The sequence below is a fragment of the Pseudomonas sp. NPDC089534 genome (assembly GCF_044749305.1).
Classification (GTDB): Bacteria; Pseudomonadota; Gammaproteobacteria; order Pseudomonadales; family Pseudomonadaceae; genus Aquipseudomonas; species Aquipseudomonas ekonensis.
In genome coordinates this window covers 1-20,129 of sequence record NZ_JBIVHR010000098.1, presented here as the reverse complement: position 1 = coordinate 20,129, position 20,129 = coordinate 1, and the positions used below count along the sequence as shown (strand labels likewise).

The 20,129-nt window shown below is 65.9% G+C and carries 19 protein-coding genes and 2 pseudogenes; 8 read left to right on the top strand and 13 right to left on the bottom strand.

The genetic code is table 11. The annotated features are described in order from the left end of the window. Positions 1 to 45: 45 nt before the first annotated feature. A pseudogene (locus ACIP0B_RS23600) lies at positions 46 to 405 on the bottom strand (RNA pyrophosphohydrolase); the annotation flags it as partial. A 143-nt stretch (positions 406 to 548) separates the two neighbouring features. Here ACIP0B_RS23600 and ACIP0B_RS23595 point away from each other — a divergent pair. Continuing rightward, positions 549 to 1,205 carry an HAD family hydrolase gene (locus ACIP0B_RS23595; protein ID WP_400836483.1) on the top strand — a complete coding sequence of 219 codons (657 nt, stop codon included), beginning with the start codon at positions 549 to 551 and terminating at the stop codon, positions 1,203 to 1,205. A gap of 114 nt (positions 1,206 to 1,319) precedes the next feature. Here the strand turns inward: ACIP0B_RS23595 and ACIP0B_RS23590 are convergent, their stop codons facing one another. Together ACIP0B_RS23590 and ilvA are read right to left on the bottom strand one after the other, a co-directional pair. Next, positions 1,320 to 1,745, bottom strand: coding sequence for a DUF2269 family protein (locus ACIP0B_RS23590; RefSeq protein ID WP_217894580.1), 426 nt, complete (start codon positions 1,743 to 1,745; stop codon positions 1,320 to 1,322). A gap of 39 nt (positions 1,746 to 1,784) precedes the next feature. Next, positions 1,785 to 3,299, bottom strand: a complete 1,515-nt coding sequence (gene ilvA / locus ACIP0B_RS23585) for a threonine ammonia-lyase, biosynthetic (RefSeq protein WP_400836481.1) — start codon at positions 3,297 to 3,299, stop codon at positions 1,785 to 1,787. A gap of 148 nt (positions 3,300 to 3,447) precedes the next feature. On the opposite strand from ilvA, the gene rpiA reads away from it, so the two are divergent. After that, positions 3,448 to 4,122 (top strand): ribose-5-phosphate isomerase RpiA, encoded by a 675-nt coding sequence (rpiA, locus tag ACIP0B_RS23580; RefSeq protein ID WP_400836479.1) that lies wholly within the window; start codon positions 3,448 to 3,450, stop codon positions 4,120 to 4,122. A 146-nt stretch (positions 4,123 to 4,268) separates the two neighbouring features. Here the strand turns inward: rpiA and ACIP0B_RS23575 are convergent, their stop codons facing one another. The 4 genes from ACIP0B_RS23575 to ACIP0B_RS23560 all read right to left on the bottom strand — a co-directional run bounded on the left by ACIP0B_RS23575 (position 4,269) and on the right by ACIP0B_RS23560 (position 8,618). Then, entirely contained in the window at positions 4,269 to 5,186 is a 918-nt protein-coding gene (locus ACIP0B_RS23575) for an SdiA-regulated domain-containing protein (RefSeq protein ID WP_400836477.1), read from the bottom strand. Between the two features lie 108 nt (positions 5,187 to 5,294). After that, positions 5,295 to 6,224 (bottom strand): SdiA-regulated domain-containing protein, encoded by a 930-nt coding sequence (locus ACIP0B_RS23570; protein ID WP_400836475.1) that lies wholly within the window; start codon positions 6,222 to 6,224, stop codon positions 5,295 to 5,297. 294 nt (positions 6,225 to 6,518) lie between these two features. Further along, a complete protein-coding gene (locus tag ACIP0B_RS23565) occupies positions 6,519 to 7,184 on the bottom strand; it encodes a fumarylacetoacetate hydrolase family protein (protein WP_085580972.1) in 666 nt (221 codons plus the stop codon). Positions 7,185 to 7,223: 39 nt separating this feature from the next. Next, a complete protein-coding gene (locus ACIP0B_RS23560) occupies positions 7,224 to 8,618 on the bottom strand; it encodes an FAD-binding oxidoreductase (protein WP_400836473.1) in 1,395 nt (464 codons plus the stop codon). A gap of 204 nt (positions 8,619 to 8,822) precedes the next feature. Here ACIP0B_RS23560 and serA point away from each other — a divergent pair, with 204 nt between their 5' ends. Then, complete coding sequence (gene serA, locus ACIP0B_RS23555) at positions 8,823 to 10,052, top strand: phosphoglycerate dehydrogenase (RefSeq protein ID WP_085580977.1); 1,230 nt, start codon at positions 8,823 to 8,825, stop codon at positions 10,050 to 10,052. A gap of 64 nt (positions 10,053 to 10,116) precedes the next feature. On the opposite strand, the gene ACIP0B_RS23550 is transcribed toward serA, so the two are convergent. Then, positions 10,117 to 10,542, bottom strand: coding sequence for a DUF4399 domain-containing protein (locus tag ACIP0B_RS23550; protein WP_400836470.1), 426 nt, complete (start codon positions 10,540 to 10,542; stop codon positions 10,117 to 10,119). A gap of 134 nt (positions 10,543 to 10,676) precedes the next feature. On the opposite strand from ACIP0B_RS23550, the gene ACIP0B_RS23545 reads away from it, so the two are divergent. Then, the gene (locus tag ACIP0B_RS23545; protein WP_400836469.1) at positions 10,677 to 11,255 is read left to right on the top strand and encodes a transporter substrate-binding domain-containing protein; all 579 of its coding nucleotides are present in this window, start codon (positions 10,677 to 10,679) and stop codon (positions 11,253 to 11,255) included. A gap of 154 nt (positions 11,256 to 11,409) precedes the next feature. On the opposite strand, the gene ACIP0B_RS23540 is transcribed toward ACIP0B_RS23545, so the two are convergent. After that, positions 11,410 to 11,895, bottom strand: coding sequence for a DUF523 domain-containing protein (locus ACIP0B_RS23540; RefSeq protein ID WP_400836467.1), 486 nt, complete (start codon positions 11,893 to 11,895; stop codon positions 11,410 to 11,412). Between the two features lies 1 nt (position 11,896). Beyond that, positions 11,897 to 12,529, bottom strand: a complete 633-nt coding sequence (locus ACIP0B_RS23535; RefSeq protein ID WP_400836465.1) for a 2OG-Fe(II) oxygenase — start codon at positions 12,527 to 12,529, stop codon at positions 11,897 to 11,899. Between the two features lie 108 nt (positions 12,530 to 12,637). Between ACIP0B_RS23535 and ACIP0B_RS23530 the strand changes: the two genes are divergently transcribed. Then, positions 12,638 to 13,390 (top strand): DUF2059 domain-containing protein, encoded by a 753-nt coding sequence (locus tag ACIP0B_RS23530; protein WP_400836463.1) that lies wholly within the window; start codon positions 12,638 to 12,640, stop codon positions 13,388 to 13,390. Positions 13,391 to 13,598: 208 nt separating this feature from the next. On the opposite strand, the gene ACIP0B_RS23525 is transcribed toward ACIP0B_RS23530, so the two are convergent. Further along, a complete protein-coding gene (locus tag ACIP0B_RS23525; RefSeq protein ID WP_400836461.1) occupies positions 13,599 to 14,546 on the bottom strand; it encodes an alpha/beta hydrolase in 948 nt (315 codons plus the stop codon). Between the two features lie 97 nt (positions 14,547 to 14,643). Here ACIP0B_RS23525 and ACIP0B_RS23520 point away from each other — a divergent pair, with 97 nt between their 5' ends. Both ACIP0B_RS23520 and ACIP0B_RS23515 read left to right on the top strand, forming a co-directional pair. Next, positions 14,644 to 15,222, top strand: a complete 579-nt coding sequence (locus ACIP0B_RS23520; RefSeq protein WP_400836460.1) for a DUF6436 domain-containing protein — start codon at positions 14,644 to 14,646, stop codon at positions 15,220 to 15,222. Between the two features lie 104 nt (positions 15,223 to 15,326). Continuing rightward, on the top strand, positions 15,327 to 17,738 hold the full coding sequence (locus ACIP0B_RS23515; protein WP_400836458.1) for a penicillin acylase family protein: 2,412 nt from the start codon (positions 15,327 to 15,329) through the stop codon (positions 17,736 to 17,738). Between the two features lie 127 nt (positions 17,739 to 17,865). On the opposite strand, the gene ACIP0B_RS23510 is transcribed toward ACIP0B_RS23515, so the two are convergent. Further along, positions 17,866 to 18,831, bottom strand: a complete 966-nt coding sequence (locus ACIP0B_RS23510) for a GlxA family transcriptional regulator (RefSeq protein ID WP_400836456.1) — start codon at positions 18,829 to 18,831, stop codon at positions 17,866 to 17,868. Positions 18,832 to 19,015: 184 nt separating this feature from the next. Here ACIP0B_RS23510 and ACIP0B_RS23505 point away from each other — a divergent pair, with 184 nt between their 5' ends. Then, positions 19,016 to 19,657, top strand: coding sequence for an HD domain-containing protein (locus tag ACIP0B_RS23505; protein ID WP_400836454.1), 642 nt, complete (start codon positions 19,016 to 19,018; stop codon positions 19,655 to 19,657). A 143-nt stretch (positions 19,658 to 19,800) separates the two neighbouring features. On the opposite strand, the pseudogene ACIP0B_RS23500 reads toward ACIP0B_RS23505, so the two are convergent. Further along, positions 19,801 to 20,129, bottom strand: a pseudogene (locus ACIP0B_RS23500) (putrescine ABC transporter permease PotI); the annotation flags it as partial.

The window sequence follows — 20,129 nt, the reverse complement described above, 5'->3', positions numbered from 1 at the left end:
GCGTTCTCGCGAAATGCGACGAAATGCTCAAAGGCCCCACAAAGTGTCTGATTTACCGGTCAAATCCATCCGCACCCGCTGCTCGTTGGAGATCAGGCGCAGGAGAAACCATTTCTGCTTCTGGCCGATGCACAGCGGCTGGCTGTGGGTCCGCACCAGGCGTTGCGGCAAACGATAGCGCAACCAGCCCCGGGTACAGGCGAGAATTTCAACATCTTCGCGCTCCAGGCCCACTTCTTCGTTCAGCTCGCGGTACAAGGCGTCCTCCGGCGTCTCCTCGGGGTTGATCCCCCCTTGCGGAAACTGCCAGGCGTCCTGATTGATACGGCGAGCCCATAGCACCTGGCCGGCGTCATTCGTCAGAATGATCCCGACATTGGGGCGGAAACCATCGGGGTCGATCACGGCAACAACCTCGCAAACGCATGTCGCCGCATTGTTCCACAAAGGTCGTGAAGGCGGCAACGAAGGTTCCCAGCTTATGTGCACTCTTGTGAAAAGACCGTATTCTTGTCCCCTTTTCACTGACTTTTCAGCGGGTAACTGCAATGCGCCTGGCTCTTTTCGATTTGGACAACACCCTTCTGGGCGGCGACAGCGATCACGCCTGGGGCGACTACCTGTGCGAACGCGGCTTCCTCGACCCGGTCGCCTACAAGGCGCGCAACGACGAGTTCTACCAGGATTACCTGGCCGGCAAGCTGGACAACGCCGCGTACCTGAACTTCTGCCTGGAGATCCTCGGCCGCACCGAAATGGCCGTGCTCGACCAATGGCACAACGACTACATGCGCGACTGCATCGAGCCGATCGTGCTGCCCAAGGCGCTGGAACTGCTGAAGCAGCACCGCGACGCCGGCGACAAGCTGGTGATCATCACCGCCACCAACCGTTTCGTCACCGCGCCCATCGCCGTGCGCCTGGGCGTCGAGACCCTGATCGCCACCGAGTGCGAGATGCAGGACGGCCGCTACACCGGGCGCAGCACCGACGTGCCGTGTTTCCGTGAAGGCAAGGTGACGCGGCTGAACCGCTGGCTGGAAGAGACCGGGCATTCGCTGGAGGACAGTTACTTCTACAGCGACTCGATGAACGACCTGCCGCTGCTGGAGCAGGTGGCGAACCCGGTGGCGGTGGATCCGGATCCGAACCTGCGGGCCGAGGCCCAGAAGCGGGGTTGGCCTGTGCTCAGCCTGCGCGGCTGATGCCGCCATCGCTGGCAGGCCAGCGCCCGCAGGAACCTTCAGTGAACACGAATGTGGCATCTGAAAACTGTGGGAGCCAGCCTGCTGGCGATGGGGACGACTCGGTTCAAGCCCTCAGACAGGCTTGGCCCCCATCAACCCGGCAATCGCCACAAGGCAGACCAGGCCGAACAGCGCCAAGGCCAGGCTGAACCGCCCCACCCCGCCCGGCGCCTTGCGCAGCCGGTTCAGCCGCACCAGCAGCCAGAACCACGCCAGCGCCGCCACCGTGTAGAGCACGCTGGAGGCCAGCAGCCACGTCTGCCCCAGCGGCCAGCCCACCAGATGCACCATCCACCAGCCGGTGAACGGCATGCTCAGCAGCGCCAGCGCCATCAGCAGCCAGACGAACACCCGCGGCCGCTGCAGCGTGCGGCTGCCCGCCGTGGCGTCGCCCTTGCGCCGCGCCAGGAAGACCCAGGCGCCCAGGCCCAGCGCGCCGAGCAACAGCACGGCGGTCGCCGCCGTATGCGCCACCTTCAGGGCAGTCAACGTTTCCATGATCCGGTTTCCTTATGGCCTGCCCATCAGCGTAGCCGCTCAGCCGAGAAACAGCTGATAGGCCGGGTTGTCGCTCTCGTCCCAGTACGGGTAGCCGATCGCCTCCAGCGCCGCCGGCACCAGGTGACGCTCCTCGTGCGGCACCTGCAAGCCCGCCACTACCCGGCCGTCCGCCGCGCCGTGGTTGCGGTAGTGGAACATCGAGATGTTCCAGCGCCCGCCGAGCTTGTTGAGGAAGTTGAACAGCGCCCCCGGACGTTCCGGGAACTCGAAGCGCAGCACCACCTCGTCGACCACCTGCGCCGCGCGCCCGCCGACCATGTGGCGGATGTGCAGCTTGGCCAGTTCGTTGTCGGTCAGGTCGATCACCGGGAAGCCTTGTTCGGTCAGGCTCGCCAGCAGCGCGCTGCGCGGGTCGCTGTCCGGGTGGGTCTGCACGCCGACGAAGATGTGCGCTTCGCTGCCGGTGCTGTAGCGGTAGTTGAATTCGGTGATCTGGCGCTTGCCGATGGCTTCGCAGAACGCCTTGAAGCTGCCGGCCTTCTCCGGGATGGTCACGGCGATGATCGCTTCGCGGCCCTCGCCCAGCTCGGCACGCTCGGCCACGTGGCGCAGGCGGTCGAAGTTGACGTTGGCGCCGGAGTCGATGGCGACGAACGTCTTGCCGGCCACGCCGCGCTGCTCGACGTACTTCTTGATCCCGGCCACGCCCAGGGCGCCGGCGGGCTCGGTGATCGAGCGGGTATCGTCGTAGATGTCCTTGATCGCCGCGCAGATTTCGTCGGTGCTGACGGTGATCACCTCATCGACGTGATCCTTGCAGATGTCGAAGGTGTGCTGGCCGATCTGGGCCACGGCCACGCCGTCGGCGAAGATGCCCACCGTCGGCAGCACCACGCGCTCGCCCGCCGCCATCGCCGCCTGCAGGCAGTTGGAGTCGTCGGGCTCGACGCCGATGACCTTGATGTCCGGGCGCAGGTACTTCACGTACGCCGCGATCCCGGCGATCAGCCCGCCGCCGCCGACCGGCACGAAGATCGCGTCCAGCGGCTGCGGGTGCTGGCGCAGGATTTCCATCGCCACGGTGCCCTGCCCGGCGATGGTGTGCGGATCGTCGTAAGGGTGGATATAGACGTAGCCCTTCTCATCGACCAGCTTCAGCGAATAGGCCAGCGCCTCCGGGAACGAGTCGCCGTGCAGCACCACCTTGCCGCCCCGGGAACGCACGCCTTCGACCTTGATCTCCGGGGTGGTCTTGGGCATCACGATGGTGGCCTTCACGCCCAGCACCTTGGCCGCCAGGGCCAGGCCCTGCGCATGGTTGCCCGCCGAGGCGGTGACCACGCCGCGGGCGCGCTCTTCGTCGGTCAGCTGGGTCAGCTTGTTGTAGGCCCCGCGGATCTTGAACGAGAACACCGGCTGCAAGTCTTCGCGCTTGAGCCAGATGTCGTTGCCCAGCCGCTCGGAGAGCTGGCGGGCGTTCTGCAGCGGGGTTTCTACGGCAACGTCGTAAACGCGCGAGGTGAGGATCTTTTTGACGTACTGTTCGAGCATCGGAAGGCATCACTGGGCGGGTTGGGCAGGGCCAAGGAGTCTAACCCGGCTTTTGGCCGCACGACCACACGAATCCCGAGGTTTTACCCCGGCTTGGGGCTATAATGCCGGCCTTTCCGTTCTCACCTTGCCCGCTTCCGGAGCCCGCATGACCCAGGATCAACTCAAACAGGCCGTGGCCCAGGCCGCCGTCGACTTCATCCTTCCGAAACTCGACGACAAGAGTATCGTCGGGGTCGGCACCGGCTCCACCGCCAACTGCTTCATCGATGCCCTGGCCCTGCACAAAGGTGCGTTCGACGGCGCGGTCGCCAGCTCCGAAGCCACCGCCGCGCGCCTGAAGGGTCACGGGATCCCGGTGTACGAGCTCAACACCGTGAGCAACCTGGAGTTCTACGTCGACGGCGCCGACGAAAGCGATGCCCGCCTGAACCTGATCAAGGGCGGCGGCGCGGCCCTGACCCGCGAGAAGATCGTCGCCGCCGTGGCGCAGACCTTCATCTGCATCGCCGACGCCAGCAAGCTGGTGCCGGTGCTCGGCGCGTTCCCGCTGCCGGTGGAAGTCATCCCGATGGCCCGCAGCCACGTCGCCCGCCAACTGGTGAAGCTCGGCGGCGATCCGGTCTACCGCGAAGGCGTGCTGACCGACAACGGCAACATCATCCTCGACGTGCACAACCTGCAGATCACCAACCCGGTGGAACTGGAAGCGCAGATCAACGCCATCGTCGGCGTGGTCACCAACGGCCTGTTCGCGGCGCGTCCGGCGGACCTGTTGCTGCTGGGCACCGCTGAAGGCGTGAAGACCCTGAAGGCTGAGTAACCCAAAACTGCCCACATTTTTCTGGGCAGATGAAAAACCTGTGGGAGCTGGCTTGCCAGCGATAGCGGTGTGTCAGTCGACCTGTTCAGTGACTGAAACTCCCTCATCGCGAGCAAGCTCGCTCCCACAGTGTTTTTGGGTGCGAATTAGTTTTGCGCAGGTTTCCTGAAGACGTAGAACAAGTTCGGCTCGCTCACCAGATACAGCGTCCCGTCGTCATCCATCGCGATGCCTTCGGCCTGCGGCACGGTTTTCTTCAGACCCTGCCGCCCCCCGCTCAGCGACATCGTGCTCAGCGGACGCCCGTCCACATCCAGCTCCAGAATCAGCCGCGACTCGTCGGACAGCGCCAGCAGATGGCCGCTGCGCTCGTCGTACTGCAGGCTCGACAGGTCCCGCACGAACATCCCGGCGTCGCGCTTGGGATTGTTGATCACATGCACCGCGTAGGACTTTTCCGGATTGAAGTGCGGAAAGCCGTGCACTTCATAGATCAGCATCGGATCCCGCTCCTTGGCCACGAACAGACGCTTGCCCACCGAGTCGTAGGCCAGGCCTTCGAACCCCTTGTTGCCGCTCATGTGCACGCCGAGGGTCATCTGCTCCGCCTCGGCCGCATCGAGGAACGTGGTGTCCTGTTCCAGGTGGATCTTGATCAGCCGCTGCTGGCGCTCGTCGGTGATGACGTAGGTGTCGGCGCTGATGAACTCCACGGCTTCCGGATCGCCGAAACCGATCAGCGCCACCCGGCGCAGGATCCGGCCGTCCAGCGACAGCTCTATCAGTTCGGCGTTCTTGTTGGTGACGGTGAACAGGCTCTTGCGCACCGGATCGAAGGTCAGGGCCGACACGTCCTCGTCCAGCCCGTCGATGGTTTTCGCCTCGATCTCCACCCGGTAGCGGTCAAGGCCGATGGCCTCGGCGCTTTGCGGCTGCCACAGCGCATGCAGGTTGAACCAGGCCCGCTCGAACAGGCGCAGGTACTGCCCGACGGCGATCAGCGCAATCAGGGTGGCCACGGACAGGAGGATGAACAAAGGCTTGGGACGGGCGAATCGGCGCATTCGGAGGGGCTCGGCATCAAAACAGGCGGATGAAATATCACGCCCGTCTGAACTGAAGCTTAATGGCCACTTGCTCGTGAGGACAACCGCAAGCCCTGAACGCTGCGGCTACTTCTGCTTCTCGAAGCGATAGAACAGGTTCGGCTCGCTGACGATGTAGAGCGTGCCCGCCTCGTCCATGGTCACGCCTTCGGCGCGGGGGATGGTTTTCTTCAGGCCGTTGAAGCCGCCGAGCAGGGTCATGAAGCTGACTTGCTCGCCGTTTTCGTCCAGCTCCAGCAGCAGGTGCGAATCGGCGGACAGCGCCAGGGTATGGCCGGTGCGCGGGTCGACGGCCAGGGCCGAGAGGTTGCGCAGATCCAGTTCGTCGCTCGGCAGCTTCTGCTTGTCGCCCTTGAGGGTCTGGCTGCCGTCGCTGCTCCAGGTGAACAGCGCCGGCGGGCGCTCTTCGCCCAGCAGCAGGCGTTGGTTGCGCTTGTCCCAGGTGATGGCCTCGAACGCCTTGTTCTGGTCCTTGGACGGGCCCAGGTCGTACTTCGGATAGTCGTCGCGCTTGAGTTCGCGGGTGGCGGCATCGACCTTGACGATCGACAGCAGGTGGTCGCGCTCGTCGACGATGGCCATCAGGCCGTTCTCCATCACGGTGACGCCTTCCGGGTTGCTCCAGCCCACCAGCGGCATCTTGCGCAGCACGTCGCCCTGCAGGGTCAGCTCGACCAGGAACGGGTTCTTGCCCATCACCGAAAACAGGGTTTTGGTCTGCGGGTCGTAGGACAGGTCCGACGCCTCGTCCTTTTCCATCCCCGGCAACAGCTTGGCGTCGATCACCGCGCGGTAGTCGGGAAGCCAGATGCTTTCCTTCTGCTCGGCGGGGCTCTCGAAACGCTCCTTCACCCAAAGCAGCCCGCGGTCATCCCAGTGCATGGCATACGCCAGGCCATAGGCAATGACGCCCACCAGCAGCAACCAGGAATACCAGCGCATGACGAACCGCGAACGGCGGGCGAATTTGAGCTTGGGCAGCGATTGAGATGACATCAAAGGACGCGTTCCGGAAATTCAGGCTAAGGGTAATAGCACAAACGGGCAGGCTCAGACGCCAGAATGAACCGAATTATCCGGACAGGATGTGAAAAAAACGGCAAATGGCGGGATTGCCTTGCCTGTGGGGGGGGGGCCGCTGCACCGATCCATCCCTTGCGGTGGCTGATCCACCGAATCGCCAGCAGGCTGGCTCCCACAGAGGGGCCCCGATATCCGCAAGATACCTGACAGGCCCCAAGACCCTGTGGGAGCCAGCAGGCTGGCGATGGCGTCAGCGGCAGTGACGGATCAGCGCACGCTGCTGGTGAAGCGGCTGGCGCCCGGCAGTTCGAGCACGATGTCGTCGCCGACGTTCAGCGGCCCGACGCCCACCGGCGTGCCGGTGAGGATCACGTCGCCGGCCTGCAGGGAGAAACAGCCGGCCATGTGCTGGATCATCGGCACGATCGGGTTGAGCATCGCGCTGCTGTTGCCGTCCTGGCGCACTTCACCGTTGATGGTCAGGCGGATGCCGATGTCGGTCAGGTCGGCGAAGGTGCCGGCGGCCACGAACGGTGCGATCACCGCCGCGCCGTCGAAGGACTTGGCGATTTCCCACGGCAGGCCCTTGGACTTGAGCTCGGCCTGCTTGTCGCGCAGGGTCAGATCCAGCGCCGGGGCGAAGCCGGAGATGGCGTCCAGCACTTCCTCGCGGCTCGGCCGGGTGGACAGCGGCTTGCCGATCAGCACGGCGATCTCGGCCTCGTAGTGCACCGAACCGCGCTCGGTCGGAATCTTGAACCCGCCCTCCAGCGGCACCACGCAACTGCCGGGCTTGATGAACAGCAGCGGCTCGGTGGGCACCGGGTTGTCCAGTTCCTTGGCGTGTTCGGCGTAGTTGCGGCCGATGCACACCACTTTCCCCAGCGGGAAGTGAATCCGCGTACCGTCGACGTATTGGTGCTGATAGCTCATTTACCGACTCCTGCCTTCATTGATTCACAAGGGTTGCGCTCAAACCGCGAAGATCTTGCCCGGGTTCATGATGCCGTTCGGGTCGAACACCGCCTTGACCGCTTTCATGTACTCGATTTCCGCCGGCGAGCGGCTGTAGGTCAAGTAATCGCGCTTGGTCATGCCCACGCCGTGTTCGGCGGAGATCGAGCCGTTGTACTTCTCGACGGTCTCGAACACCCACTTGTTGACGGTGGCGCACTTGGCGAAGAACTCGTCCTTGCTCAGGCTGTCCGGCTTGAGGATGTTCAGGTGCAGGTTGCCGTCGCCGATGTGGCCGAACCAGACGATTTCGAAATCCGGGTAGTGTTTGCCGACGATCGCGTCGATTTCCTGGAGGAACGCCGGGACTTTCGCCACGGTGACCGAAATGTCGTTCTTGTACGGTGTCCAGTGGGAGATGGTTTCGGAGATGTACTCGCGCAGCTTCCACAGGTTCTGCAACTGGGTTTCGCTCTGGCTCATCACGCCGTCGAGCACCCAGCCCTGCTCCACGCAGTGCTCGAAGGTCTCCAGGGCCAGGTTGGCCACCTCTTCGGTGGTCGCCTCGAACTCCAGCAGCGCGTAGAACGGGCAGTCGGTCTCGAACGGCGCCGGCACGTCGCCGCGGCCCAGCACCTTGGCCAGCGCCTTGTCGGAGAAGAACTCGAAGGCGGTCAGGTCGAGCTTGCCCTGGAAGGCATGCAGCACCGGCATGATCGAGTCGAAGTCCGGGGTGCCGAGCACCATCGCGGTCAGGTTCTTCGGCGCCCGGTCCAGGCGCATGGTGGCCTCGACCACGAACCCCAGGGTGCCCTCGGCGCCGATGAACAGCTGCCGCAGGTCGTAGCCGGTGGCGTTCTTGATCAGGTCCTTGTTCAGTTCCAGCACGTCGCCCTTGCCGGTGACGACTTTCATGCCCGCGACCCAGTTGCGGGTCATGCCGTAGCGAATGACCTTGATCCCGCCGGCATTGGTGCCGATGTTGCCGCCGATCTGGCTGGAGCCGGCGGAGGCGAAGTCCACCGGGTAATACAGGTCATGCTCCTCGGCGGCGTTCTGCAGCTGCTCGGTGACCACGCCCGGCTGACAGACGGCGGTGCGGTCGGTGAGGTTGATGTCGAGGATGCGGTTCATGTAGTCGAACGACACGACCACCTCGCCGTTGGCCGCCACCGCGGCGGCGGACAGCCCGGTGCGCCCGCCCGACGGCACCAGCGCCACCTTGTGCGCATTGGCCCAGCGCACGATGGCCTGCACCTGTTCGATGGTCTTGGGGAACACGACGGCGCTCGGCGCCGGGGCGAAATGCTTGGTCCAATCCTTGCCGTATGCGTTCAGGGAGTCGGCGTCGGTCAGGACTTTGCCGGGCTCGACCAGGGTCTTCAGTTCATCAATCAGGGCAGGATTGGTCATCGACAGAACTCTCGAACAATTCATGGTCATCCTGAAGACGCTTCACGTCGCAGGAATGAGTGATTAGCGGGGTGGCTATGCTAGCATACCGACCCCGCAGGCCAGTGCCCAACGGCGGTTCTGCGGTGACGGCTTTCCTGCCGTCCGGGTCAGCATCTGTTGACCATTTCCTGCCATTTTTCTCCGGGATACAGGTTTACGCAGATGAGCAAGACTTCTCTCGACAAGAGCAAGATCAAGTTCCTTCTCCTCGAAGGCGTCCACCAATCGGCTGTCGACGTCCTCAAGGCGGCGGGCTACACCAGCATCGAGTACCTCACAGGCTCCCTGCCGGAAGACCAGCTCAAGGAAAAGATCGCTGACGCTCACTTCATCGGCATCCGCTCGCGCACCCAACTGACCGAAGAGATCTTCGATCACGCGAAGAAGCTGGTGGCGGTTGGCTGTTTCTGCATCGGCACCAACCAGGTCGACCTGGAAGCGGCCCGCGAGCGCGGCATCGCCGTGTTCAACGCGCCGTACTCCAACACCCGCTCCGTGGCGGAACTGGTGCTGGCCGAAGCGATCCTGCTGCTGCGCGGCATCCCCGAGAAAAACGCTTCCTGCCACCGTGGCGGCTGGATCAAGTCCGCAGCCAACTCCTTCGAGATCCGCGGCAAGAAGCTGGGCATCGTCGGCTACGGCTCCATCGGCACCCAGCTGTCGGTCCTGGCCGAAGGCCTGGGCATGCAGGTGTACTTCTACGACACCGTGACCAAGCTGCCGCTGGGCAACGCGGTCCAGGTCGGCAACCTGCACGAGCTGCTGGGCATGTCCGACATCGTCACCCTGCACGTGCCTGAAACCGCCGCCACCCAGTGGATGATCGGCGAGAAGGAAATCCGCGCCATCAAGAAGGGCGGCATCCTGATCAACGCCGCCCGCGGCACCGTGGTCGAGCTGGACCACCTGGCCGCCGCGATCAAGGACAAGCACCTGATCGGCGCCGCCATCGACGTGTTCCCGGTGGAGCCGCGCTCCAACGACGAAGAGTTCGAAAGCCCGCTGCGCGGCCTGGACAACGTGATCCTGACCCCGCACATCGGCGGCTCGACGGCCGAGGCGCAAGCCAACATCGGCCTGGAAGTGGCGGAGAAGCTGGTCAAGTACAGCGACAACGGTACGTCGGTATCCTCCGTGAACTTCCCGGAAGTGGCCCTGCCGGCCCACCCGGGCAAGCACCGTCTGCTGCACATCCACGAGAACGTTCCGGGCGTGATGAGCGAGATCAACAAGGTCTTCGCCGAAAACGGCATCAACATCTCGGGTCAGTTCCTGCAGACCAACGAGAAGGTCGGCTACGTGGTGATCGACGTCGACGCCGAGTACTCGGAGCTGGCGCAAGAGAAGCTGCAGCACGTCAACGGCACCATCCGCAGCCGCGTGCTGTTCTGACCGGCCGCTGAGCGACAAAAAAAGGGAGCTCCTCGGAGCTCCCTTTTTCATGCCCGCAGAACCGTCATTTCACCGTGATGGTGATCTTCTCCGAGACGATCGGCGGGTCGAACGCCATGTGGTTCTTGTCGCCCAGTTCCAGCTGCAGGGTGTGCTTGCCCGGTTTCAGCTCCAGCTCGGTTTCGGTCTGGGCCTTGCCGAAGTGCTTGTGGTTGTCGTCCGTCGGGATCACCTGGCCCGCCGGGACGATGCCCTTGGCGTCCACCAGCAGGTGGTGGTGGCCGGTGTTGGCGGTCGGATCCCCCGCCGGCGCCAGCGCGATGCCTTTGACTTCGAACTTGACCTTGAACTTGCCTTCCACGACAGCGCCGCTGGTCGGCTCGACAATGTTCACCGAAGCCCCCGCAGGCGCCGGCGTGGCGGCGTTGGCCAGCATCGAGGCGCTCAGCGCAAGGCCGGCGAAAACGGCACGTAGCATGAATGTCTGCATTCTCTTCTCCAGTTTTTCCGTAAAATCCGCGCGGTCATGACAACTTCATGACCATTCGTTGTCGAAGGCACTCGTCAACCATAGCAAAGCGAGCCTGAACATCAGGCCGCGACAATGATTTCAAAGGAGTGACCATGCGTTTCCTGCCTGGCCTGATCTGCCTGCTTCCCCTTCTGAGCCCCCTGGCCCATGCCGAACTGATGGATGACATCAACGACCGCGGCGAGTTGCGCATCGCCCTTGAGGCTAATACACCGCCCTTCAATTTCAAGGACGGCGACACGCTCGCGGGGTTCGAGGTCGAGCTGGGGCAACTGCTGGCCAACGAGCTGGATGTGCGGGCCGACTTCACCGTCACCGACGAAGGCGATCTGCTCCAGGGCGTCGAGAGCGGCAAGTACGACATTGCCCTCAACCACATGGCATTGACCCCGGCGCTCAAGGATCGTTTCGACGTCAGCGAACCTTACGGCCAGGTCAACCCGCAGCTGCTGGCCAAGAAAGACGAACAACCGCGCCCGCTGGTGCTGGTGCAGGCGCTGACCGAAGAGAAGCCCAAGGACGAGGCGCCGGTGGCGCTGGCGATTCCGTACCAGAAGGGCAATCCGGCGTTCCACGCGAGCCTGGAGAACGCGTTGCAGCGGATCAAGGCGGACGGGCGGCTGGCGACGCTGACGCAGAAGTGGCTGGAGCAGTCCGCCGAACACCCGTGATGCCGTTGGCCCTGCGGCGCCCTGGCTGTCGTCATCGCCAGCAGGCTGGCTCCCACATAGTTCTCCCACATAGTTCCGCGGTGACCGCAGACGCTGCATTCAGCCTGGATTCCTGCGGGAGCCAGCCTGCTGGCGATGGCGGCAGCGCCGCAGGTCAGTCGAGCGTTGCCAGGGCCTCGGCGGCCTGCGGCAGTTCCAGCTCGTTGAACACCTGCACGCCGTGGCGCTTGAGCAGCGCCGCGGTGACCCCTTCGCCTGAGACCTTCACCCCGCTGAACGTCCCGTCATAAGTCAGCAGGTTGCCGCAGGACGGGCTGTTGGCCTTGAGCACGGCGATCCGGATGCCATGGCGGCGCACCAGCTCCAGCGCCTGCTGCGCCCCGGACAGGAACTGCGCGCTGACATCCTCGCCGTCGGTGGTGATGACCGCAGCGGCGCCGTCGAGCACCTCAGCGCCCTGCCCGCCCGGGATCTCCGCCGCCGCCCGGGGCGTGGGCAGCCCGCCGGCCACCTCCGGGCACGTCGGCACCACGCGCCCCTCGGCCACCCATTGCTCCAGCAGGCCGAACGGCCCGCCGGCCCCGCCGTCGTAACGCACGGGATGGCCGAGCAGGCAGCGGCTGACCAGGATCCGCTCCATCTCAGAACGGCTCGTTGCCGCGACGGCGGAACCAGCCGGTCAACGACAGGCGCTCGCGGTTGGCCGGCAGCACTTCGTGGGGCACGTCGCCGGAGAGGAACACCACCAGGCAGCCGCCCGTGGGCTGCACGTCGTGGATGCGTTCGTCGTCCAGGTACATGCGCAGTTGGCCGCCGTCCTCCGGCAGCCAGGCGTCGTTGAGGTAGATCACCGCCGAGACCGCACGCCGGTCGTCGTCGCGGAAACGGTCGACGTGCCGGCGGTAGAACGCCCCCGGCGGGTACAGGGCGAAGTGGCACTCGAAGTCTTCGAGCCCCAGGAACAGTCCCCGGTTGAGCGCCTCGCGCAGGCTGTCCATCAGGTTCAGGTAGCGGTCGCTGGCCGCGTCCTGGCCGGGCTCGAGCCACTGGATATGGTCGCCGCGAATGCCTTCACGGACTTCCGTGGAGGCACCGCGCCCGACCGCCGCCGGCGCCAGCTCGCCCTCGGCGGCGCGCTTGCGGCACTCGGCCGCCAGCGCGCGGGTCAGGTCCTGGGGCAGGAATATGTTCTGCTGCGACCAGCCATGGTCGGCGAGGTCGTCGACGATGCGCTGCAGCAGCGGGTGATCAGAGGATATGGGCATGGCGCGCATAGTATGCCGGCGGCGAGAAATCCGACAGAGCCACGCGGCGGCCTGATACGAATTCTCGACAAGTACCGGCACCGCACGGAGAATAGTCGGCTGCTGACAGGAGTCCTTATGCGCCGTTTGTTTTTCTCACTGTTGATGTTCTGCGTGTTGCCCGCCTGGGCAGACAGCCACGACCAGCTGTACAAGGTCGCCGGCTGGCCGGAGCAGCGAGCGCATTTCAACGACGCCCTCAGCGCCGCGCAGCAGCGCTACCAGAGCAGCCTGCCGCCGGCGGTGTTCCAGGCCCTGGTGAGCAACAGCAACCAGCGCTTCGCCCCCCAGGCCGTGGACCGGCGCGCCGAAGCGCAACTGCGCCAGAACCTCGCCGACCCGAAACCGGCCCTGTCCTTTTTCCAGTCGCCCCTGGGCAAGAAGATCGTCGCCGCCGAACTGCTGGCGACCCGCCGCGACCAACTGGCGAAGAACGCCAAGGGCCTGCCGAAGATGCCGGCCAGCGACAGCCGCCTGCTGATCATCGGGCACCTGGCCCAGGCGCTGCCCGCCCGCGAGGCCGGCGCCGAAGTCAGCCTGGCGATCGCCGGCGTGGCGGCCGACAGCCTCAGCTCGATGATTCCCGGCCTGCTCGGCGCCGGCCAGGCCCAGGGCATGCTCGACGGCCAGCGTCAGCGGCTGATGGACCAGATCGGCGCCGACCTGAACAACACGCTGCTGTACGTCTACCGCGACCTGTCGGACGAAGAGCTGGAAGAGTTCGCGACCTTCGCCGAATCGGCCGAGGGCAAGGCCTATTACCAGGCGGCGCTGGCGGCGATCCGGGCGGGGCTGGCGGTGGGCCAGAGCGCGTCGAACCTCAGCCAGTGATCCGTATCGCCTGACAGGGCCCTATCGCTGGCAAGTCGAATCGTCGCACCCACAGAGAATGGGCGGCTCAGACAGACACTGTGGGAGCCAGCCTGCTGGCGATAACGGTCTGTCTGACACCCCGATGCCGGATGGGCCGCCGCCATCGCGAGCAGGCTCGCTCCCACAGGGGATCTGCGTCATGCACGCGGGCTGGCCCGCAAGGCCGCTACCGCTGGCTGCCCTTGATGCGCTTGCTCAGGAACTCGAAATACTCCTCGCGCATCTCCGCCACCTCGTTGGCCAGGTGATGCCGCGCCTGCGGCAGCATCAGGATCTGCGGCCGGTCGAACTTCCATTTCAGCACCTGAAGGTTGTGCGGCCAGTCCACGGTCATGTCCGCCTGGCCCTGGACGATCAGCGGCCGGCGCGGGCTCTTCTGGGCGTATTCGATGCGCTCGATCCAGCGCGACAGCGCGCCGACCCATCGGGTCGGCAGGCGCTTGGGCTGCAGCGGGTCGGCCTGCAGGAACGGCAGGAACGCCGGGTCGTTGGTGTTCTCGCTGAAGCGCCGCGCGATGCCCCGGACGAAGGGCCGCAGCAGGTAATAGCTGAGCTGCGACCAGCCCCAGGCCCGCGGCCGCACCAGCGGCGCCAGCAGGATCACCTGGCCCTGGGCGGGGCTCTCGACGCTCTGGTCGAGCAGATGATCGACCACGATCGCCGCGCCCGTGCTTTGCCCGCACAGGTGCCACGGCTGCGGCAACGCGATCGAGCGCGCCTCGGCGAACAGTCCGTGCAGGGCGTCCTGGTACTCGGAGAAGTCGCGGATGCTCGCCCGCTCGCCGCTCGACAGCCCGTGCCCCGGCAGGTCGCAGGCGATCACCGCGAAGCCCTGGTCCAGCGCCCAAGCGATCACGTGCCGGTAGAGCCCGGTGTGGTCGTAGAAGCCGTGGAGCAGGAACAGCGTGCCCTTGGCCGTCTCCGGCCACCAGCAATGGCTGACCAGCTCATAGCCGTCGACCTCGAAGCGGCCCATGCCGCGCCACACGTCACGCTCGGGGAAGTCGGTGCGGTAGAACCGCTGGTACGCCTTGGCCTCGTCCGACAGCGGCTGCCACTGGGCCAGGGGCCGCAGGCCGGCACGCAGATGATCGGGGTTGAAGGTCGCAGACATGGGCACTTCCAGAACGGTGAACAGACTTTATCGGCCTGCGATATTCATCTGTCGCGGCAGGCATGGCAAGCTAGCCGGCCTTCGAGGATCGAAAACCATGCGTCCGCCCTACCGTACCGCGCTGTTCGCCAGCCTGCTCGCGCTTGTGTGCGCCGGGGTGCTGTGGGCGGCCTACGACTGGTTCCAGGGCCGCTACCTGCGCGCCTTCAGCTCGCACACGGCGGTGTTCTCCGGCGACCCGCTGCGCCTGCCGGACGACCTGGCCGGCCCCGGCAGCATCCGCCTGGTGCACTTCTGGGATCCGGCCTGCCCCTGCAACGTCGGCAACCAGCAGCACCTGACGGAGATGGTCGAGCGCTTCAGCGCCAAGGGCGTGGAGTTCTTCGCGGTGCAGAAGGCCGGCAGCCACGGCCAGTTGCCCGCCACCCTCGGCAACCTCAAGACCATCGCGGTGCTGCCCGGCTCCGAGCAGATCCCCGCAAGCCCGGCGGTGGCGATCTGGGACCGCAGCGGCAAGCTGGCGTACTTCGGGCCGTACAGCGAAGGCCTGACCTGCAACTCCGCCAACAGCTTCATCGAACCGATCCTCAATGCGCTCAGCGAAGACCGTCCGGTCAACGCCACCCACACGCTGGCGGTCGGCTGCTACTGCCCGTGGCCGGCGGACGGGCCGTAAGGCATTCCGGACTTTTCGAAAGACAGCGATGCACGGCGCACGAGGTCTGTGCTAATTGTTGACGGCCCCCACGGGCGGGGATCCCGAACGCACAAGGAGTCACCATGAAACGCGTCTTCACCGTTCTTGCCTTGCTCATCGTCGCGCTGCTGATCGCCGCCGGCGGGTATGTCTACAGCAAGCAACCGACGCGTCAGGGCCAGGCGGAGCTGCGCAACCTGCAAGGTTCGGTGACCGTGCGCTACGACGAGCGCGGCGTGCCGCACATCCGCGCCGAAAACGAAACCGACCTCTACCGCGCCCTCGGCTACGTGCACGCCCAGGACCGGCTGTTCCAGATGGAGGCCATGCGCCGCCTGGCCCGTGGCGAGCTGGCCGAAGTGCTGGGGCCCAAGCTGCTCGACACCGACAAACTGTTCCGCAGCCTGCGCATCCGCGAGCGGGCCGCCAGCTACGTCGCCGGCCTCGACCGCCAGTCACCGGCGTGGAAAGCCCTGGAAGCCTATCTGGACGGCATCAACCAGTATCAGGACAGCCACGCCGCACCCATCGAGTTCGACGTGCTGGGCATCCCCAAGCGGCCGTTCACCGCCGAGGACAGCATCAGCGTCGCCGGCTACATGGCCTACAGCTTCGCCGCGGCGTTTCGCACCGAGCCGTTGCTGACCTACGTGCGCGACCGGCTCGGCGCCGACTACCTCAACGTCTTCGACCTCGACTGGCAGCCCAAGGGCGTGCTGGCCAAGGGACGCAGCCCTTCGGCGCTGGCCCTCGCCGCCGGCGACTGGCAAGGCCTGAACACCCTCGCCCGCCTCAGCGAACAGGCGCTGATCGACCACGGCCTGCCGCAGTTCGAAGGCAGCAACGCCTGGGTGATCGCCGGCAGCCGCAGCAAGAGCGGCAAGCCGCTGCTGGCCGGGGATCCGCACATCCGCTTCGCGGTGCCGGCGGTGTGGTACGAGGCGCAGCTGTCGGCGCCGGGCTTCGAGCTGTACGGTTATCACCAGGCGCTGGTGCCGTTCGCGTTCCTGGGGCACAACCGGGACTTCGGCTGGAGCCTGACCATGTTCCAGAACGACGACCTGGACCTGGTGGCCGAAAAGGTCAACCCGGACAACCCGAACCAGGTCTGGCACCGCGGCCAATGGACGGACATGGTCAGCAGCGAGCAGCAGATCGCGGTGAAAGGCCAGGCGCCGGTGACCCTGACCCTGCGCCAGTCGCCCCACGGCCCGATCGTCAACAATGCCCTCGGCACCGCCGCCGGCAAGACGCCCATCGCCATGTGGTGGGCCTTCCTCGAAACGCCGAACCCGATCCTCGACGGCTTCTACCAGCTCAACCGCGCCGACACGTTGGCCAAGGCCCGCGCCGCCGCGGCCAAGGTGCAGGCGCCGGGGCTGAACATCGTCTACGCCAACGCCAAAGGCGACATCGGCTGGTGGGCATCGGCCCTGCTGCCCAAACGTCCGGCCGGGGTGAAGCCGGGCTTCATCCTCGACGGCGCCAGCAATCAGGCGGACAAGGACGGCTACTACCCGTTCAGCGCCAACCCCCAGGAAGAGAACCCGGCGCGGGGCTACATCGTGTCGGCCAACTTCCAGCCGGTGTCGCCCACCGGCCTGGAGATTCCCGGCTACTACAACCTCGCCGACCGCGGCCAGCAGCTCAACCGCCAGCTCGCCGACAAGAACGTGAAGTGGGACAACGAGGCCAACCAGAAGCTGCAGCTGGGCACCGCCACCGGCTACGGGCCGCGCCTGCTGGCGCCGCTGCTGCCGGTCCTGCGTGAGGCGGCGAGCGACCCGGCGCAGCTCAAGCTGGTCGAGCAACTGGCCCAGTGGCAGGGCGACTATCCGCTGGACTCGGTCAGCGCGACGGTGTTCAACCAGTTCCTGTACGACCTCGCCGACGCGGCGATGCGCGATGAGTTGGGCAACGACTTCTTCGAGACGCTGCTGTCGACCCGGGTGATCGACGCCGCGTTGCCGCGCCTGGCGGCGAACGCCGACTCGCCGTGGTGGGACAACCGCGCCACCCCGCAAAAGGAAACCCGCGCCGACACCGTCAAGGCCGCGTGGCAGGCCAGCATGGCGCACCTGAAGCAGACCTTGGGCGACGACCCGGCGCGCTGGCAGTGGGGCACGGCGCACACCCTGACCCACGGCCATCCGCTGGGCCAGCAGAAACCCCTGGACCGGATCTTCAACGTCGGCCCCTACGCCGCACCGGGCAGCCACGAGGTGCCGAACAACCTCTCGGCGAAGATCGGCCCGGCGCCGTGGCCGGTCACCTACGGGCCGTCCACCCGGCGCCTGATCGACTTCGCCGACCCGGCCCACAGCCTGACCATCAACCCGGTGGGCCAGAGCGGCGTGCCGTTCGACAGCCACTACGACGATCAGGCCGAGGCCTACGTGGACGGGATGTACGTGCAGGCGCACTTCAGCGACGAGGAAGTGACGGCCAACACCCGCAGCACCCTCAAGCTGCTGCCGGCGCGGGCGGCCCGGTAACCTTCAGCGCGGCGACCGGCCCCTCGTCGGATCGCCGCCCGCAGCAGGCTCGCTCCTACAGGGCAACGCACTCCCAGTGTGGGAGCGAGCCTGCTCGCGATGAGCCCCTCAAGCGTGCGACAGGCCCTCAGACCTCCAGCGCAAAGTGCTGCCGGAACTGCAGCGGCGTCACGCCGAGCCTGCGGTTGAACACATTGCGCATGTGCTGCGCATCGCGGAACCCGCACCGGTAGGCGACCGTCTTGAGCGGCGAGGCGGTGCTCTCCAGCATCACCCGCGCCGCATCCACCCGCGCCCGCTCGACGAACTCCGCCGGGGTGACCTGCGCGTCACGGGCAAACACCCGGGAGAACGTGCGCGCACTCATGTTCGCCGCCTTCGCCAGGTCAGCGATGGCAAGCTCCCCGTTCAGGTTGGCCAGCACATACCGCTGCACCCGCGCCACCGCCGACTCCGGCTCGGCATGGGGCGCCAGGAACGGGCTGAACTGAGACTGGCCGCCGGCGCGCTGGGTGAACACCACCAGCCGCTTGGCCACGTTCAGCGCCACGTCCGCGCCGTGGTCGCGCGCCAGCAGGTACAGCGACAGGTCGATCCCCGCCGTCACCCCGGCCGAGGTGTAGAGCGCACCGTCCTCGACATACAGCCGGTCCGCTTCGACCCGGGCCTGCGGGCACAGCTGCGCCAGGGCCTGGGCATCGTTCCAGTGGGTGGTCACCGTGCGGCCCTCCAGCAGGCCGGCACGGGCCAGCATGAATGCGCCGTTGCAGATCGAGCCGAAGCGCCGTGCGCGCCCGCAGGCCTCGCGCAGCCAGCCGTCGAACGCCTCGCCGAAGGTTGTGGACGGCAACTGCGGCCCGCCGGCCACCAGCAGCAGGTCGTAGGCCTGCGACGCTTCGCTGAAATGCCGGTCGGGGGTCAGCGCCAAGCCGTTGGAGCAGCGCACCGGCCCGTGTCCGGTGCCGATCACTTCCAGGCGGTAGTGATCCTCGGGCGCCAGAAAGCGCCCGGCTTCGGCCAGCACGTCCATGGGGCCCGTGACATCCAGCGACTGCACGCCGGGGAACACCACGATGGCGACGGTTCTGTTCATGGTTCAGGCAATTCCCTGTGGCGAGGGCCCAGACCTTAGCCAATCCTCGCTCCGGAAGCGAGCTGGCACGATTTGCAGGCGCATTGGCAAGGATCGCAGCCATGGGCCGATTGTCCGGTTCCGGGGCGGGGAACAGACTTTGTCCATCAGCGCCGCCACGGCGTTTTCCACGAGGACGACTCCCATGAGCACCACCATCGCCGGCATCAAGATCCCCGACAGCGCACTGGCCCGCGCCACCACCGAATACATCCGCGACATCGAATCCGACCTGCTCTACCACCACTCGCGCCGAGTGTTCCTGTTCGGCGCGCTGAGCGGCGAACGCCGGCAACTGGCCTACGACCCGGAGCTGCTCTACGTCGGCGCGATGTTCCATGACCTGGGCCTGGTCGAAGGCCACCGCAGCGACGACGAGCGCTTCGAAGTCGACGGCGCCAACGCGGCCGCAGCCTTCCTCAAGCCCTACGGGTTGAGCGACGACGACATCGAGCAGGTGTGGCTGTCGATCGCCCTGCACACCACGCCGGGCGTGCCCAAGCACTTGCGCCCGACCGTGGCGCTGGTGACCGCCGGCGTGGAGATGGACGTGCTGGGCATGGACTACGCCGCGTTCACCCACGTGCAGCGCGAAGCGGTGGTGCATGCGCACCCGCGGGGCGAGGGGTTCAAGGAGTGCATCATCTGCGCGTTCGCCGACGGCCTGCGCCACCGCCCGCAGACCACGTTCGGCAATGTGAAGACCGATGTGCTGAAGGATCAGGAGCCGGGGTTCAAGCCGATGAACTTCGTTGAGGTCATCCGCCACTCGCCGTGGATTTCCTGATCACATAAAAACCTGTGGGAGCGGGCTTGCCCGCGATGACGTCATAACAGCCAACAAATGTGTTGAATGTCAGACCGCTATCGCGGGCAAGCCCGCTCCCACAGGGATTGGGGACAACCACAGAACTGTGATCTCCCCCGGATTCAAGCCACTTCGGGGGTGGCCGAGCGGCGCACGTCCGGTTGCTTCCACGAATCGGCAGCGCTTTCTTCGATGGCCTGCTGGATCGCCTTGCGGCGCGCTTCCTCGGCACGGCGGCTGAAGAACCACACCAGGAACGTCACCAGCGACACCGCCAGCAGGATCAGGCTGGCCACGGCGTTGATCTCAGGCTTCACGCCCAGGCGCACCGCCGAGAACACTTCCATCGGCAACGTGGTCGAGCCGGGGCCCGACACGAAACTGGCCAGCACCAGATCGTCCAGCGACAGGGCGAACGACATCATGCCGCCCGCCGCCAGCGACGGCGCGA